Annotated in this window: 16 protein-coding genes and 3 pseudogenes; 5 read left to right on the plus strand and 14 right to left on the minus strand. The window is 66.9% G+C overall.

Going from position 1 to position 14,753, the window contains the following annotated elements; genetic code table 11:
* Nucleotides 1-21 precede the first annotated feature (21 nt).
* A pseudogene (locus tag LVY72_RS09615) lies at nucleotides 22-222 on the minus strand (CU044_2847 family protein); the annotation flags it as partial.
* 182 nt (nucleotides 223-404) lie between these two features.
* Nucleotides 405-839, minus strand: coding sequence for an Hsp20/alpha crystallin family protein (locus LVY72_RS09620; protein WP_237820225.1), 435 nt, complete (start codon nucleotides 837-839; stop codon nucleotides 405-407).
* Between the two features lie 248 nt (nucleotides 840-1,087).
* Between LVY72_RS09620 and LVY72_RS09625 the strand changes: the two genes are divergently transcribed.
* The gene (locus LVY72_RS09625; protein WP_237820227.1) at nucleotides 1,088-1,540 is read left to right on the plus strand and encodes a universal stress protein; all 453 of its coding nucleotides are present in this window, start codon (nucleotides 1,088-1,090) and stop codon (nucleotides 1,538-1,540) included.
* Here the strand turns inward: LVY72_RS09625 and LVY72_RS24630 are convergent.
* The 8 genes and pseudogenes from LVY72_RS24630 to LVY72_RS09645 all read right to left on the minus strand — a co-directional run bounded on the left by LVY72_RS24630 (nucleotide 1,537) and on the right by LVY72_RS09645 (nucleotide 7,125).
* Nucleotides 1,537-1,704, minus strand: a complete 168-nt coding sequence (locus LVY72_RS24630; RefSeq protein WP_308190741.1) for a hypothetical protein — start codon at nucleotides 1,702-1,704, stop codon at nucleotides 1,537-1,539. The two genes, LVY72_RS09625 and LVY72_RS24630, sit on opposite strands and share 4 nt — an antisense overlap.
* A 143-nt stretch (nucleotides 1,705-1,847) precedes the next feature.
* Nucleotides 1,848-2,060 (minus strand): annotated as a pseudogene (locus LVY72_RS24635) (cation transporting ATPase C-terminal domain-containing protein); the annotation flags it as partial.
* Complete coding sequence (locus LVY72_RS24640) at nucleotides 2,057-3,007, minus strand: HAD-IC family P-type ATPase (RefSeq protein WP_308190734.1); 951 nt, start codon at nucleotides 3,005-3,007, stop codon at nucleotides 2,057-2,059. The pseudogene LVY72_RS24635 and the gene LVY72_RS24640, both read right to left, overlap by 4 nt.
* A 145-nt stretch (nucleotides 3,008-3,152) precedes the next feature.
* Nucleotides 3,153-3,680 (minus strand): annotated as a pseudogene (locus LVY72_RS24645) (HAD-IC family P-type ATPase); the annotation flags it as partial.
* On the minus strand, nucleotides 3,616-4,038 hold the full coding sequence (locus tag LVY72_RS24650; protein WP_308190736.1) for a cation-transporting P-type ATPase: 423 nt from the start codon (nucleotides 4,036-4,038) through the stop codon (nucleotides 3,616-3,618). The pseudogene LVY72_RS24645 and the gene LVY72_RS24650, both read right to left, overlap by 65 nt.
* A 4-nt stretch (nucleotides 4,039-4,042) precedes the next feature.
* Nucleotides 4,043-5,938: a heavy metal translocating P-type ATPase gene (locus LVY72_RS09635; RefSeq protein ID WP_237820375.1), complete on the minus strand. Its 1,896-nt coding sequence runs from the start codon at nucleotides 5,936-5,938 to the stop codon at nucleotides 4,043-4,045.
* Nucleotides 5,939-6,458: 520 nt separating this feature from the next.
* Entirely contained in the window at nucleotides 6,459-6,692 is a 234-nt protein-coding gene (locus LVY72_RS09640; RefSeq protein ID WP_237820229.1) for a DsrE family protein, read from the minus strand.
* A gap of 175 nt (nucleotides 6,693-6,867) precedes the next feature.
* A complete protein-coding gene (locus LVY72_RS09645) occupies nucleotides 6,868-7,125 on the minus strand; it encodes a metal-sensitive transcriptional regulator (RefSeq protein ID WP_237820231.1) in 258 nt (85 codons plus the stop codon).
* 122 nt (nucleotides 7,126-7,247) lie between these two features.
* On the opposite strand from LVY72_RS09645, the gene LVY72_RS09650 reads away from it, so the two are divergent.
* The 4 genes from LVY72_RS09650 (at nucleotide 7,248) to LVY72_RS09665 (ending at nucleotide 10,510) form a co-directional block, all read left to right on the plus strand.
* The gene (locus tag LVY72_RS09650; protein WP_237820233.1) at nucleotides 7,248-7,868 is read left to right on the plus strand and encodes a rhodanese-like domain-containing protein; all 621 of its coding nucleotides are present in this window, start codon (nucleotides 7,248-7,250) and stop codon (nucleotides 7,866-7,868) included.
* Nucleotides 7,865-8,635: a sulfite exporter TauE/SafE family protein gene (locus LVY72_RS09655; RefSeq protein ID WP_237820235.1), complete on the plus strand. Its 771-nt coding sequence runs from the start codon at nucleotides 7,865-7,867 to the stop codon at nucleotides 8,633-8,635. The genes LVY72_RS09650 and LVY72_RS09655 overlap by 4 nt, the downstream gene beginning before the upstream one ends.
* A gap of 62 nt (nucleotides 8,636-8,697) precedes the next feature.
* Complete coding sequence (locus tag LVY72_RS09660; protein ID WP_237820237.1) at nucleotides 8,698-8,994, plus strand: rhodanese-like domain-containing protein; 297 nt, start codon at nucleotides 8,698-8,700, stop codon at nucleotides 8,992-8,994.
* A 112-nt stretch (nucleotides 8,995-9,106) separates the two neighbouring features.
* Nucleotides 9,107-10,510, plus strand: coding sequence for an MBL fold metallo-hydrolase (locus LVY72_RS09665; RefSeq protein ID WP_237820239.1), 1,404 nt, complete (start codon nucleotides 9,107-9,109; stop codon nucleotides 10,508-10,510).
* Nucleotides 10,511-10,586: 76 nt separating this feature from the next.
* On the opposite strand, the gene LVY72_RS09670 is transcribed toward LVY72_RS09665, so the two are convergent.
* The 4 genes from LVY72_RS09670 to LVY72_RS09685 form a co-directional block, all read right to left on the minus strand.
* Nucleotides 10,587-11,135 carry a GIY-YIG nuclease family protein gene (locus LVY72_RS09670; RefSeq protein WP_237820240.1) on the minus strand — a complete coding sequence of 183 codons (549 nt, stop codon included), beginning with the start codon at nucleotides 11,133-11,135 and terminating at the stop codon, nucleotides 10,587-10,589.
* A 149-nt stretch (nucleotides 11,136-11,284) separates the two neighbouring features.
* Nucleotides 11,285-11,983 carry a C40 family peptidase gene (locus LVY72_RS09675; protein WP_237820242.1) on the minus strand — a complete coding sequence of 233 codons (699 nt, stop codon included), beginning with the start codon at nucleotides 11,981-11,983 and terminating at the stop codon, nucleotides 11,285-11,287.
* A gap of 655 nt (nucleotides 11,984-12,638) precedes the next feature.
* Nucleotides 12,639-13,025, minus strand: coding sequence for a hypothetical protein (locus LVY72_RS09680; protein WP_237820244.1), 387 nt, complete (start codon nucleotides 13,023-13,025; stop codon nucleotides 12,639-12,641).
* A 148-nt stretch (nucleotides 13,026-13,173) separates the two neighbouring features.
* Nucleotides 13,174-14,100, minus strand: a complete 927-nt coding sequence (locus LVY72_RS09685) for a hypothetical protein (protein WP_237820246.1) — start codon at nucleotides 14,098-14,100, stop codon at nucleotides 13,174-13,176.
* Nucleotides 14,101-14,753: the final 653 nt, after the last annotated feature.

Consider the following 14,753-nt stretch of genomic DNA (forward strand, 5'->3'; position numbering starts at 1 on the left):
TCCCTCACTTGCGCAGCCTGGTCATTCTTCCTCCTCCGGCGCCGTCATGCGCGCGGGCGACCATGACATGCGCACGATGAAGTGCCCGTCCGCGGTGTTCCGGGCGATCATCGCCCCGGCTTCCCCGGCGAGCTTGACCCCGAACTGTATTTCCATGTGCTCGGGGGCCAGTTCGGCCAGAGCCTCGACAGCGGCTGCGGCGGCCGGCCGGAGTCCAGGATTCCCTGCTCGTTGCGCAGCGGGTGTTCCACCCCGTAGCTGTCGTCGTCCACCTCGACCAGCACGGCTCCGGACCCGACTTCATACCGCAGGATTTCAGTCACATTACCCCCTCTCCCACACTGCGGGCGGGCACGCGGGCCGGCCGCCGCTTCGGCGGCGGACCCGCTCGGGCACGTGCTGGCCTAGCCGCGGGTGATCTGGATCTTCTGCGGCTCCTCTTCCGCTGCCGGCTGCGGAACCGGAGCTTTGACCTCGAGTACCCCGTCCTTGTAGGTGGCCGTGATGTCTCCATCCTTGATGCCCTTGGGCAGGGGCACGCTGCGATAGAAGGAACCGTAGCGGAACTCCGAGCGATAGGTGCCTTTCTCCTTCTGTTCGGACTCTTCGCGCCGCTCGCCCCGGATATGCAACTGCCCTTCGGAGACCGAAATCTCCACATCCTTCTCCGGATCGATGCCCGGCAGTTCCGCGCGGATTGTCAGCACGTTGTCCTTGACTTCCTCCTCGACCCGGATCATGGACTTCTCCGATTCGCCTTCGAAGAGGCGCCGTAACGGTTCCATCATTTCAAAGGGCGAGCGGCGCTCGAACGGCGACCACCTCAACAAATCACTCATGGCTCCAACTCCTGTGGCAGAATCTGGCAGTTTGATGGCGCAGGGCCTCGGGGCTCCCCGTGATGGCGCCAAGTACCGGTGCTGAAGCAGCCACGCCAGGGAGCCTGGTCTTGTGCGATACGAGAGCATAGTAAGCCCGCCGCACTGGATCGGGAAGGGGATACCGGCCGGTTAAATGTTGTCCTACCGTCCGGCTCCGGATACGGGGCACACTGGAGGCAACCCGGCGCACCGGACAGGAGACAGGCATGGCCGCAGACAATCAGGCAACGCGGATCGTGGTGGGAGTCGATGGCTCGGAGGCCTCCGTCGAAGCCCTGAGACAGGCCCAGCGCCTCGCCGAACCACTGCATGCCGAGGTGGAGGCGATGGCATGCTGGGAGTATCCGCAGATGTACGACGGCTACGTCATGGTGGGTATCGAGGGCTTCGAGGAACGTGCCCGGCAGATCCTGGAGGAGTCGATCGCGAAGGCGTTCGGGCCGGCGAAGCCGCCACACGTCAAGACCCGGCTGGTGCAGGGTGCGGCACGGTCCACGCTCATTGAGGCGAGCAAGGGAGCGGACCTGCTTGTGGTTGGCCGCCGCGGCCATGGTGGCTTCGGTGGCCTGCTGCTGGGCTCGGTCAGTTCAGCTTGTGTCGCCCATGCCCGCTGCCCTGTGCTGGTGGTCCATACGCCGGTGGACGGCAGCAAGCATTAGCCAATCCCATTCCGGCTGTGGCGGCGCTTGAGCAGTTTGTAGCCAAGATCCACCGCGAGCAGGGCAGGAATCGACAGGACCGCGATGGCAAGGCCGGCCGGTGGCGGCGGGGCCTGCCCGAGCATCCTGGCCACCGGCTCCAGCAGCAGGAAACCGGCAGGCAAATGCGTTGGCCAGCTGCGCCAGGACCACCGTGGCAAAGGCCGCCCCCCGAGGATGCCGCGAGTGTTCCGGCATCCGGGATGCTTCCGCCGGGGGCCCAGCCAGCCAGCCACAGCACCAGGGTGAACGCCGTCATTTCAAAGAGCGCTTCCACCGGTCCCAGCACACCGAAGACCCGGAGCATCAGCGTGCCATCCATCAAGTGCCGGCGCTCGGGCGGGCGGGATAGTACGCGCCTGCCCGGCTTTTCACTGCCGAGCGCCAGCGCGGGCAGCAGGTCCGTGCCGATATCCAGGAACAGGATCTGCAGGACGCCCAGGGCCAGCGGGAACCTGCCGCCGGACAGGGCCCAGATCACGAAGGGGTCAGTTCGGCGACATTGTCTGTCAGGTGGTAGGTGAGGAAGCGGCGGATGTTCGCGTAGGTGGCCCGGCCCTGCTCGACCGCCGTGATGATGGTGGCAAAATCATCGTCCAGCAGGACCAGGTCGGCCGCCTCCCGGGCGACGTCGGTGCCACTGGCCCCCATGGCCACGCCGATGTCCGCCTCCTGCAGCGCGGGGCCGTCGTTAACGCCATCGCCGGTCATGGCCAGGACGTGTCCGCGCAGCTGCAGGGCCCGTGCGACCCGGAGCTTCTGCTCAGGCGAGACACGGCTGACAACCACCCCGTCCCGGTCCAGCATCGCGCCGAGCACATGGTCATCGCCAGGCAGGTTCTGCCCTTCCAGGACCATGCGGTCCGGTCCCAGCAGTCCGATTTCCCGGGCGATTGCGGCAGCGGTGGTTTGGTGGTCACCGGTAACCATGGCGACCTTGATGCCCGCAGTCCGCGCGCTTCGCAGCGCTGCAGCCACTGAAGGACGGGGCGGATGGTGCAGGCCCACGAGTCCAAGCAGCCTCAGATGCGCCTCGAGTTGCTCCGGGCGCGCCGGCCATTCCTGCGGTCCCGTGGCTGTGCCATCGATACGGCGCGCGTCTATCGCGAGCACGCGCAGTCCGCGGGAAGCCATGGATTCCACGGCACCGGATGCCTCGTCCAGGTCCGTATCGGTGTCACACAGCGGCAGGACACTCTCCGGAGCCCCTTTGAGCAGCAGTTCCGATCCGACCACCACCGACTCACGGCGCCGCACCGCGTCGAAGGCCCAACGGGTGTCGACGGCGGCCGGCTCCGGCCCCTGCGGCCCCGCCAGTCGGCGGGCCAGCGCGTCCAGCGCCGCTTCCATCGGATCGCCCTCGGCAATCCATTCGTCGTGGCGCAGCACAGCTTTGCCCCGGGAAGCCGCCCGGGCTGCCCAGCCCACGCGGCGCGCGCTCGATGGCCTGTTCGCTGCCGTCGATCTCAGCGGCAGGCGAGTAACCGGCTCCTGCCACGCTGACGGTGCCGTCGGGAGTCCAGACCTCTACTGCGTTCATGCGGTTCTGGGTCAGGGTTCCCGTCTTGTCGGTGCAGATAAAAGTGGTCGACCCCAAGGTCTCCACCGCCCGCAGGTGCCGCACCAGCGCCTTTTTCCGCACCATCCGCTGGTCTCCCATCGCGAGTGACAGTGTCACCGTGGGCAGCAGGCCCTCAGGAATCAGGGCGACGCACACACCGATGGCAAACAGGAACGCATCGCGCCAGGACGTCCCGGCCAACAGGGAAACGCCGAAGCAGACGCCGCCCAGGCTCAGGGCGATGGCGGCAATCAGCCGCACGATCCGGCGCAATTCGACATTCAACGGGCTCTGCGGAGGCTGGACCGTGGTAGTCAGCGAGGCGATGGCGGCGATCCTCGTTCTGCCGCCGGTGGCCGCCACGGTTGCCTCGGCGGCACCGTGAGCCAGGAAGGTTCCGCCGAAGCCCTTGTCCCCCAAAGCTTTGGTTACCGGTTCGCTCTCGCCGGAAAGCATCGATTCGTCGACAGTGCAGTTATCGGTCTGGGTGAATTCGACGTCCGCGGGGATCCGGTCCCCCCACGGTGAGCATGATGACATCGCCACACACCAGGTCGGCCGCTTCAGCGCGGACCGGGTGCCCGTCCCGGACCACAACGACCTGGGCTGGCAGCAGGGCCCGCAGCTTGGCTGCAGCGTGTTCGGCTCGTTCCTCCTGGATATAGGAGAAAATGCCGTTGACTATCACCACGATCAGGACTGCCACGCCGAACTGCGGCATGCCTGCCACGAAAGCCAGGGCCGCGGCCACCCAGAGCATCAAGGCAAAGAAATGGATGAACTCCGCCGCGATCCGGCGCCAGCGCGGCACCGGGTGCACGTGCAGCAGCACATTAGGCCCGTCCCTGGTCAGCAGCCGCCGGGCCTCGTCGGTACTGAATCCGAGGACCGTGGTCATGGGACTATTCTCCGGCCCGGGAATAGTCCCGGATCCGGCCCGGCTGGGACCGGATGCCCCCCGCCGCGCGTGCCGGCACCAAGGCTCGCAGGGCATTGAGGATTGTGGCCAAGTCCACGAGTTCCTGGGAAAGGGCGCCCGCCACCGCCGGGATATGGCCGAAGGCCGCCGCGACCATCAACCCGACGCTCAGGAGGATGCCGATCCAGATACTCTGCAGGGCCACCTTGATGCTTCGTTGGCCGATTTCGACGGCCTGGGCCACTTTGGACAGATCATCGAGCATGATCACCACATCCGCGGATTCACTCGCCGCGGTGGAGCCTTTGGCGCCCATCGCCACCCCGACGTCGGCCGCTGCCAGCACCGGGGCGTCGTTCACACCGTCGCCGACCATCATGACCGGACGGCGCGGCAACGCTCTGACCGTTTCCACTTTGTCGGCCGGCAGGCATTCGGCCTGGATGCGGTCCAGACCCACTTCGCGGGCAATATGCTCGGCGGTTTCCCGGGCATCGCCGGTGAGCATGATCATCTCGTCCAGCCCCAGCCGGCGCAGCTGCTCCAGCGTGCTGGCCGCATTCGGCCGCACCGCATCACTGAGCACGAGAGCACCGGCATAGGCACCGTCCACACCGATGTAGACCGCCATTTGGCCGCTGGCCAGCGGCGTCTTCACCGTACCGCGGGCCTCTTCGGCGACGAACCTGCGCTTGCCGATGACGACGGCGCGTCCGCCGAAGTCGGCTATGACGCCGTGGGTGGCGTGTTCGGTTGCGTCCCGGGCCGGCACCAGCACGAGTCCCCTTGCTTCCGCGGCTTCCATGACCGAAGCGGCCAGCACATGGGAGGAATATTGTTCTGCTGACGCCGCCAGCCGGAGCAGTTCGTCTGCCGGAAGTTGGCCAGCGGGCCCGTCCATCGCCCGGATCTCCAGCAGCACCGGTCGCCCGCCCGTCAGAGTGCCGGTCTTGTCGAAGGCCACCGTGCGGACGCGGCTGAGCTTCTCCAGCGTGCCACCGTTCTTGATGATGATCCCGGACCGTGCCGCCCGGCCCATGCCGCCGACGAAGGCCACCGGGGCAGCGATCAGCAACGGACATGGGGTGGCCACCACCAGCACTTCGGCGAACCTTCCGGGGTCGCCACTGGCCAGCCAGGCAGCACCGGCCAGCAGGAAGGCAAAAGCCGTGAACGGCACGGCATAGCGGTCCGCGAGCCGGACCACGGGGGCCCTGCTGGCCGACGCCTCCCGGACCAAGGCAACGATCCGGCTGTACTGGGAATCACCCACGGAAGCGGTAGCCTGCATCCGCACGGCGGCTTCGCCGTTGACCGAACCGCTCAAGACGGGGTCGCCGGCGGTCCGTTCGACCGGCAGGCTTTCGCCGGTGAGCGCAGACTCATCGAACGAGCCGAAGTCCGAAACCAGCACGCCGTCCACGGGAACGACCTCCGCGGGCCTGAGCAGCAGCAGGTCCCCCGGCACGACCTGCTCGACGCTGATCTCCTCCGGGGGCCCGCCATCGCGTTCCCGGTGGGCAACCTGCGGGGCACGCTCAAGCAGGGCTGTGAGTTCACGTTTGGCCCGCCCTTGGGCAAAGTCCTCAAGGGCCTGGCCGCCGGAAAGCATCAGCACAATGATCAGCGAAGCAATGTACTCACCCACAAGCACCGTGCTCACCACGGCAGTTACCGCCAGCAGGTCGATACCCCAGCGTCCGCGGGCAAGTGCCCTGACCATGCCGACGGCGAGCCTGGCCGCCACGAACAACGAGAAGCCACTGGCCAGCCACTGTGCCGCGCTGTCCTGCCCGACAAGCAGGAAGCTGGCCACCGCCACGCCGCACAGCAACGTAGCGACCACCAACGGATACCGGTTGATGAAGCCCAACGTCATTCCGGCCTTTCGTGCCGCGGTCACACCGGCGGGCGCTTCATCCGTGCCGCGGGCAGGGAAGCCTCCGTTGCGCCTCCACTTACCAAGACGGATTTTCCCACGACGTCGCCCATAACCCCTCCCGTCCGGCCACAGTCACCAGTATCCGCCGGACAACCGCATTCCGCGATGCCCGTAGGAGTTCCGCGATTCCGCCAGCACCGTTGACCATACGCGTGCTGGTTGGGCCGCACATTGCCCTCAAGACTGACTGCCTACATTGAAGCATGGTCGTGTTCAGCGTGGATTGGCACTCCAGCCCCCAGCAGTCGCTGTCCCGAGGAAACATGTAGCCGACGTCATTCGCAACTGGACGGACAGCTGGCGCTTCGTCGCTGCTTTCGCCAACACGTTGCGCCGCGGAAATACGATCGTGGATCCGGCACCGCAGGCGCCGGGCAGAAGTAGCGTCCCACAGGGTGTTCCGGTACATCGTTCGACCGAATCACCGCTACTTGTTGCCAGGGTGCCGGGGCCTGGTTCAGAGCCGGACGTAGGCCCAGCCCTCCCACTGGCGCCGGGCGAGGTAGGCGACCGCTGCGGGAACGGTGCCAACGCCGGCCGTCAGACCGCCGGCATCCAGTCCTGCCGAGCGCATGCTGTTTTCACAGGCCAGGATCGCGATGCCGTTCCGCAGCAGAACCGCCAGGGATTCACTGAGGTCGGTACCGCGTGCGAGGCTGGTTACTGCCGCTCCTTGGACGACAACTTCCAAGCCGACGCCCGTACCGAGGGCCTCGACGGTATTGGCCGCACTGCGCAGTACGCCTGGCAGGCCCGAGGACGGGCCGGCATGCAGGAGGAGCCCCGGTGCCGGACTGGCAGGCCCGCGGCACGGCCAGGGTGTGCATATGGCTCATGGCATCTCCTTCACTGCAGGGGACCGGTGGTCAGGCCAGGGAGAGGAAAAGCTTCTCCAGCTCCTTTTTGTCCATGCTCCCGTCTTCGCGCGCCATGCACTGCTCCAGTCCGGTGGCAATGATGGCGAAGCCGGCCCGATCCAAGGCCTTGGAGACAGCGGCCAGCTGCGTGACGATGTCCTTGCAGTCCCGGCCCTCCTCCAGCATCCGGGTCACCGCCGCCAACTGGCCCTGGGCGCGCTTGAGCCGGTTGACCACCGGGGTCAGTTCCGTGGGGTCGAGTTGCATGCGGGGTCTCCATCCGTAGGTCGGGGTGCTTCCAGCATATACCCCCAGGGGTGTCTTGCATACCCTAGGGGGTATGTGTCATAGTCGGAACACACCCCCTCCAATCCTTTGAAAGGAATCCCGTGAGCACACCCGCAGCCCCAGCCGTGACCAGCATCGATCCGCAGACCCTGCTGGACTGGATCGACCAGCACCAGGACGTGGCCGTCATCGATGTCCGCTCGGCCGCCGAATTCGAAACCCTGCACATCAGCGGCTCCTACAACGTGCCGCTGCCGCTGCTCTCCGAGCACACCGACGAACTGGCCCGGCGGCTGGGCAACCGGGTGGTCCTGGTCTGCCAGTCCGGCGTGCGCGCCGAGCAGGCCCGCCAGCGCCTCGGCGGCGCCGGCCTCGTCTCTGCCTACGTGCTGGCCGGCGGGGCACCGGGCTTTGCCGCGGCCGGCGGCAACGTCGTCCGCGGGCGTGAACGCTGGGACCTGGAGCGCCAGGTGCGCATGGTGGCCGGTTCCCTCGTGGTAGCAGGCCTGGCCGGGGGCAGGTTCCTCTCCCCCAAGCTGCGCCTGCTCGCCGGCGCCATCGGAACGGGCCTGACCTTCTCGGCGGCCACCAACACCTGTGCGATGGGCAAGGCCCTGGCCGCGATGCCATGGAACAAGACCGGGCAGGAGCCCACCCGCGAATCCGCCATCCTGCAGTTCCCGGCACGCGGCGAAGCGGCACCGGAGTCCCGCGCCTCATGATCACGGCCTTGGCCCTGGGGCTGTTGATCGGCGCGGTACTGGGCCTGGTCGGGGCCGGCGGCTCCATCGTCGCCGTCCCGGCCCTGGTCTACGGGGTCGGCATGGGCGCGGCGGAGGCAATTCCCATCTCCCTGCTGGTGGTCGGCGCCTCATCCGCAGCCGCAGTGCTGCCGCGGCTGCGGGGCCAAGTGAACATCCCCATGGCCCTGGCCGTCGGCGCGGCAGGCATTCCGACCGCCTGGGCCGGCACGGCGGCAGGGCGGCTGATCGATCAGGACATCCTGATGCTCGCCTTCGCCGCGATCATGGTCCTGGCCGGGATCCGCATGCTCGGCAAGACCCGGGAAGCCAGCGGCCCCTGCAATACCGCCGCCGGCCCGGCCTGGCGCTCCTGCCTGCCCCGCGCCGTCGCCGTCGGGCTCCTCGTCGGGTTCCTCACCGGACTGCTCGGCGTCGGCGGAGGGTTTCTGATCACCCCGGCCCTGACCCTGTTCCTGGGTCTGGGCATGGCACAGGCGGTAGGCACCTCGCTGCTGATCATCGTGATGAACTCCGCCGCCGGCTTCAGCGCCCATGCCGCCGGACTCGCCATCGACTGGCCCATGGTCCTGGCGTTTGCCGTCCCGGCCGTCCTTGGCTCACTGGCAGCGGCCGGCCTGGCCCACCGACTCAAGGACCGCCACATCCGCATCACCTTCGCCACGCTCATTTTCACCGTCGCGACAGGCGTTGCGGCCACCACCCTGACCGGCCTCGCCACGGCCTGAGCCCGCCGCAAGACCCCGCCCGACGGAACGAACCAGTTCGGAAACAAGGAAACAGAGAAACCATGTCAGAAATCACCATCGACCAAGCCAACGCGCGCCGCGGCAGCGACCAGATCCTCGACGTCCGCGAGAGCCTCGAGATCGCCGACGGGATGATCCCCGGCGCCATCCATATTCCGATGGGGGAACTGGGCGCCCGACTGGCCGAACTCGACGGATCCCGGCCCGTTATCGCCGTCTGCCGCAGCGGCAACCGCAGCGCCCGCGTGGCCGATGCCCTGAACGAGGCCGGCTTCACCGCCGACACCATGGCCGGCGGGATGACCGCCTGGACCCGTGCCGGGCTCCCCGTCCGCTGAATCCTGGACCGCCCTTCCGACGGGAATACCCCCAGGGGTATATCCGTTGTGATTAGACAGATCACCCTAAGCGTCCGATCCGAACCTTCCCCCACCCCACCAAGGAGAACAGATGCTCATCGAACGGATTTACGACGAAGACCTGGCCCAGGCCGGTTACTTCATCGGCTGCCAGGCCAAGGGCGAGGCGGTGGTCGTCGACGCCCGCCGCGATATCGGTGTGTACCGGAAGCTGGCTGCCGCCAATGGCATGAAGATCGTCGCCGTGACCGAGACCCACATCCACGCCGACTACCTCTCCGGCACCCGCGAGCTGGCCGCAGCGACCGGGGCGGCAATCTATGTTTCGGGCGAAGGCGGCGAGGACTGGCAGTATGGGTTCGACGCCGAACGGCTGCACGACGGCGATGCGATCGCGATCGGCAACATCACCATCCAGGCCCTGCACACTCCGGGCCACACCCCCGAACACCTGTCCTTCCTGATCACCGACGGCGCTTTCAGCGACCAGCCCGGCTACCTGCTCTCCGGTGACTTCGTCTTCTCCGGCGATCTGGGCCGGCCGGACCTGCTGGATGAAGCCGCCGGGGGCATCGACACCCGGTTCGAGGGGGCGAAGGATCTGTTCAGAAGCCTGCAGACCAAGTTCCTGACCCTGCCCGACCACGTCCAGGTCCACCCGGGCCACGGCTCGGGCAGCGCCTGCGGCAAGGCCTTGGGCGCTATCCCCTCCACCACCGTCGGCTACGAGCGGCTCTATGCCTGGTGGGGCCCGTACGTGGCTGCCAACGATGAACAGGGCTTCATCGACGAACTGCTCGAGGGCCAGCCCGATGCCCACGCCTACTTCGGCCGGATGAAGCGGCAGAACCGGCTCGGTCCGGAGATCATTGGCGAACGCGCGCCGCTGCCCGAACTGGAGAACCAGTCCGTCGCCGCGGACCTGGCAGCCGGCAGGGTCACGTTTGTCGACACCCGGCCCAACGCCGAGGTCCACCAGGGTACCGTCGCCGGGGCCTTGAACATCCCGATGGGCAACAAGGCCGCCAGCTTCGGCGCCTGGGCCTACGACCCGGAGACCGACAACCGGCCCCTAGTCCTGCTCGCCCTCAGCCAGGAAGCGGCGCAGGACATGCGGGACCATTTGGTCCGGGTGGGCATCGACAACGTCGCCGGCTACACCACCGGCCTCGGAGGTCTGCCCGCCGCAACACCGCGGCTGATCCAGCCCGAGGAACTTGAGGGCTTCGACGCCGCGCTGCTTCTGGACGTGCGCAACAAGACCGAGTACGCCGCCGGCCACATCCCCGGCTCGAAGCAGCTCAGCGCCGGCCGTGTGCTGTGGAACCTGGACCAACTGCCGGCCGAAGGCACTATCGTGACGTACTGCCAAAGCGGGGTGCGCAACTCCGTAGCCGCCAGCGCCCTGCGCCGTGCCGGCTACGACGTCGTCGAACTCGACGGCAGCTACGCAGCCTGGACCGCCTGGCAGGAATCGATGGCGTCGATACACTGACCCGGAATCAGGATCAGGAACTTCACGTCAGCAGCGGGCGGGCCTGCCGGCCCGCCCGCTGGCATCAGGCTGGTACTCACCGGCCCGGCAGGCCGGTGCTGGCGAGCATCTTCTCGAATTCCGGCTCGGTGATTCTGCTGATCTTCTGCAGTTCGGCTCCGAAGTAGTTGATCCAGTCGCAGGCCCCGGCCGCGTCCTCGCGCCGCCCGCGCCGCCACAGGTCCAGGGCTTCACACCATTTGCGGGCGGCCAGCAGACGCAGGCTGCGGTACTTGGCGCCCTCGGCCTCGACTACCCCGTACCGTTCCAGTTCGAGTTCCAGCTCCGGGCAGAGGCGGCCTCCCTCGGAGTAGGTACCGGGCTGCAGCCTGCCGGAGGCCGTGCCGTGCCGGGGCGATTCCAGGACCGCGGCCACCCGTTCGGCATAGGCCGCCTCGTCCGGGTCATGGAACCGCTCCCAGCGCGCCGCGGCGGCCTCCGGCCACCAGCGCCGGTGACGGTTTCCGTGTGCGCCGAGCCTCAGGTCCGGGCCGTCAGCTGTGCCGACATACAGCAGGGCCCCGTGCCGGTCATAGATCCGGTACAGGTAGGTGTTCCGCACGGTCGGGTTGTTCCGGTGGATCATCGTGCCTCCCTCTCGGGGTCCGTCCCCCGGCCCTGGTTTGGCCGGTGCCAGACAGCCATTCTCGCCCCGGATCACGCAACGGTCATGCAGGAAGCGAGCTCAATCGTTTCCCCGGCGCGCCGCGCAGGCTCGGCGCTGTGCCATTCCGGCTATTGCAGGGTGTAGAACTTCGCCGGCATCCAGGACACCGGATGCGTCTGGGTGCCCTGTGCTTGGCTTAGTGCACTGATCATCTTTCCGTGACCGGTGTAGATGCCCACGTGCGAGCCATGATTCTGGACAACCAGGTCACCGGGCCTCGGCTTGGACGTCCGGGTCATCGCGGTCCATTGCTTGATCCGCGGCAGCGTCACCCCGGCCTTGGAGTAAACCCACCCCACGAAGCCCGAGCAATCCCAGCCGCGCGGACTGGTGCCGCCCCAGGCATAGGGCTTGCCGATCCCCTTCCGCGCCATCGAGACGATCCTGCCGGCTCTGGCTGCCTTGCTTGCCAAACGCTTCCTGGTGGCCGCCTGCTTTTGGGCGGCTTTGGTCTTCTTCGCCCATGGCTTCTTCGTTTTCGACGCCTTCGAGGCGGCGGACACACGTACCAGACTCGCCAAGGCGCCGGTAGGCACGGAAAATGTGCGGGACAGCGGCGTTCCGGACTTCTCTGCCAGCGCCAAAGTCGGACCTGTGTGGGCTGGAATTGTGGCCACGGCGGCAGTGCCGAGGGCGAGCAGCAGGCCGGTGGCAGCCGCCACCAGTGCGTGTATCCGAGGGGCGGTCTTACGAGGTGAGGCGAGCCGCCTTTCACGACCTGCGGGATTCTCGGCGCTGCTTTGGCCGAAGCCTTCGCGTAAAGTCATAAGTACTCCGGGGTTGGGGACAGTTCCTACCTCTAGGTATCCCAACCCCTGACAGACGTCATACGTCTGTGACCTGAGGCTTAGTGGCCGATGGCCGCGCTTGCTTTAGCGCGGCCCACCGGCATTCCCTGGGGCACCAAGAAGGCATACGGCGGACCGCACGCACAGCCTAGCCACCGCTTCCGCCGGTAGACCGCAGCATTGGCGCAGGATTTCCCGGCTATCGTCTCAAGCCTGGTCTCCCGGATTTGCCCGGGACCAGTCCGAAACCGCCTTCGCCACGGCCGTCGTCGTACGCCCGTCCCACGCACACGCTCCCATCAGCACAGGACGTCCAGCCGGCTCACCTGGAATCTAATCCCCTGCTCCCCCGCGCCACTGACCATGGTCCCAGGGTCCGCGACCGGGCAGGCAGGGTGGTGAAGAGCTCCTACGGCCAGTTCTTCCGGGGATCAGCGCCAGGGAAGGGTCCCTATGCCGTCGTTCCACTCGAATCGATGCCGTTTGCCGGTGCGCAGACACGCCCTCGACTCCGCCTTTTGGCCCGCGTGGAGATCCCACAGGGACTTTCCCGGATGGTTCCCCAAGAGCGTACGGCCGCGTGAGAACACCGGGCTGCTGGTCATGGATCGCTAGAGCGGCTCCTGATGGCTCGTCATGACGGTTCCCGGCCCGGTGCCCGGGAACCGTCCTGAACGTCCGCATCGCGAATGACCGCCGCCCGCCCCACTCCCGCGGCCATGCCCACGATCATGCCCACGCCGAGCGGGAAGGCCCAGGTGCCGGGGACCAGCGAGCAAGCGACCGCCGAGGTCAGCAGCGCAAACCCGATCATGAACACCAGGACGTGGAGCCACTGCCGGCGCACCGGACGCAGCAGCAATCCCAGGATCAGTGCTGCCGGCGCACCGATCAACACGGCGGTGAATAAGCTGAACAGCACCACCACGCCCCAGTAACTCCAGGCCTGGGAACCCGGCGAGGAGAGCGAAGCGATGATGGTGACCAGCAGGGAAAAGACAAGCCACACCCCGAAGGACACCAGCCAACCCTTAATTAGTGCATAGGCTCCCAGCGTGACCCGGTGGTGCGCCGGACAAGGCTTCTCCGAGTGCCGGCGGTGAAGGATCTCCTCGTTCCCTGGCCACGCGAACCGCGGATGATCAGCCGGCCTGCCCCTGGCCACAGGCTTACCCCACCGGTCGCCGTCGTCGATCCAACCGGCGCATGGCAATACCGAGGACCACCACGATGACAGCGAGGACCACAAGCGCTAGGGATCCGCCCCGGAACCCGAGCGCGCCGCCGAACACCTGCGCACCGTACGCCGCCATTTCCGCCGGACGGCCGGCGAGAACCCGAGTTCCGGCCGCAGCACTGATAGCGGTGAACGCGGCCGGTCCGATCCATAGCACGAGCAGGCTGCCGACCACTGCGAACAGTTTGCCGCTCGTGCCGAATCCGCACCATACCACCGCGAGCCCCACGATGATGGCGGGAAGCCAACGCAACGCTCCGAGCAGCACCGTGTGCGAATCAGTTGCGACGGTGCCGAAGGGCAGGATGATTCCACCCAGCCACGCACCGGCGAGCACGCCGGCGATGCTCAGGCCAACCGCTGCCCCGGCCTTGGGTGGCCGGGCGATGAGCAGCAGCACGAGGATCCCGATCAGAATCGCCGCAACCGTCCCGGCAACCAACGCGGTGAGATACAACTCCGCAGTGGAGGTCTCACTCAATCCGCGTGAAAGTGTGAGGGTGGTTTGGACGACGGCAATTGCCTGCACCACGACCACACCGACGGTGATCGCGCCCGGTGCGGATCGGCCGAGATTTGCGCGAGTTGCTCTGGCGAAACATCCAGCGAGTCCTGATCCCATGACGATCATCGCGACCAGGAGTGTCAGTGCATACTGGCTGAACGGCAGCAGGGCAATTGGCATCTGCTCCGGGGGTGTTTGAACTGCCCAAAGATTTTGCAGTAGAAGGCGCATGCCCGTGATGAGCCACGGCAGCAGCCCAAGGGTCGCCAACGCTGCCCCGACGAACAGGCTCAGAAGGACACCTATTGCTTTCAGGCGCAGGGACGTGCCGTCAGAAACTGTCGTGGGTCGCATGACGCAAGCCTAGTCCGCGGTGTTCACGCCGTTTGCCCGCTGACTGTCCGTTGGCTGGATTGGCACCTCCCGTCCGCATAGGGCCCCTAAGGGGCTGTGGAAAACCGCAGGTGCTGCATATGCTCTCGGTGATCCGCAACGAGGACATCAGGTATCCGATCTCCGCCGTCGCAGAGGAGACGGACGGGACGGGCCGCCGATCCCGGGCCAAGATCTGGGTCAGCAACAGAGCGCATTCCTGGAAGGTTGGGAAGGGTGACCAGGTCACCTCCGACAATCCGGGCAACGGTTTGGTATTCCAGCCCGGGGATCCTAGTGAGGATTTAGGGCGGAAACATGATGGCTGGATGCCACGGGTCGTCCAACTGTCCTATCCGCTTCGACTGCGCATTTGGAACGGATACGCCGATGACCTGCGGATCACGGGAGCGGACCGCCGGGACGGCGGGGTGCTGTTGGCCCTGGCGTACCGCGAGGACGAAGCGTTCACAGCCACGACGTTGTTCGACGGCGGGTACGGCGTGGTGACCGAGTTCCGGCAGCCGTCGGGTTCGCTGATCCTGACCGGCCTCCGGACAGACATTCCGGCCCGGAGCAGGCAGCCTGGCCGGAATGATGTCCGCACGGACTCCCGGCCAGGCCGGGAATCCGGC

The sequence above is a fragment of the Arthrobacter hankyongi genome (assembly GCF_022012395.1).
Classification (GTDB): Bacteria; Actinomycetota; Actinomycetes; order Actinomycetales; family Micrococcaceae; genus Crystallibacter; species Crystallibacter hankyongi.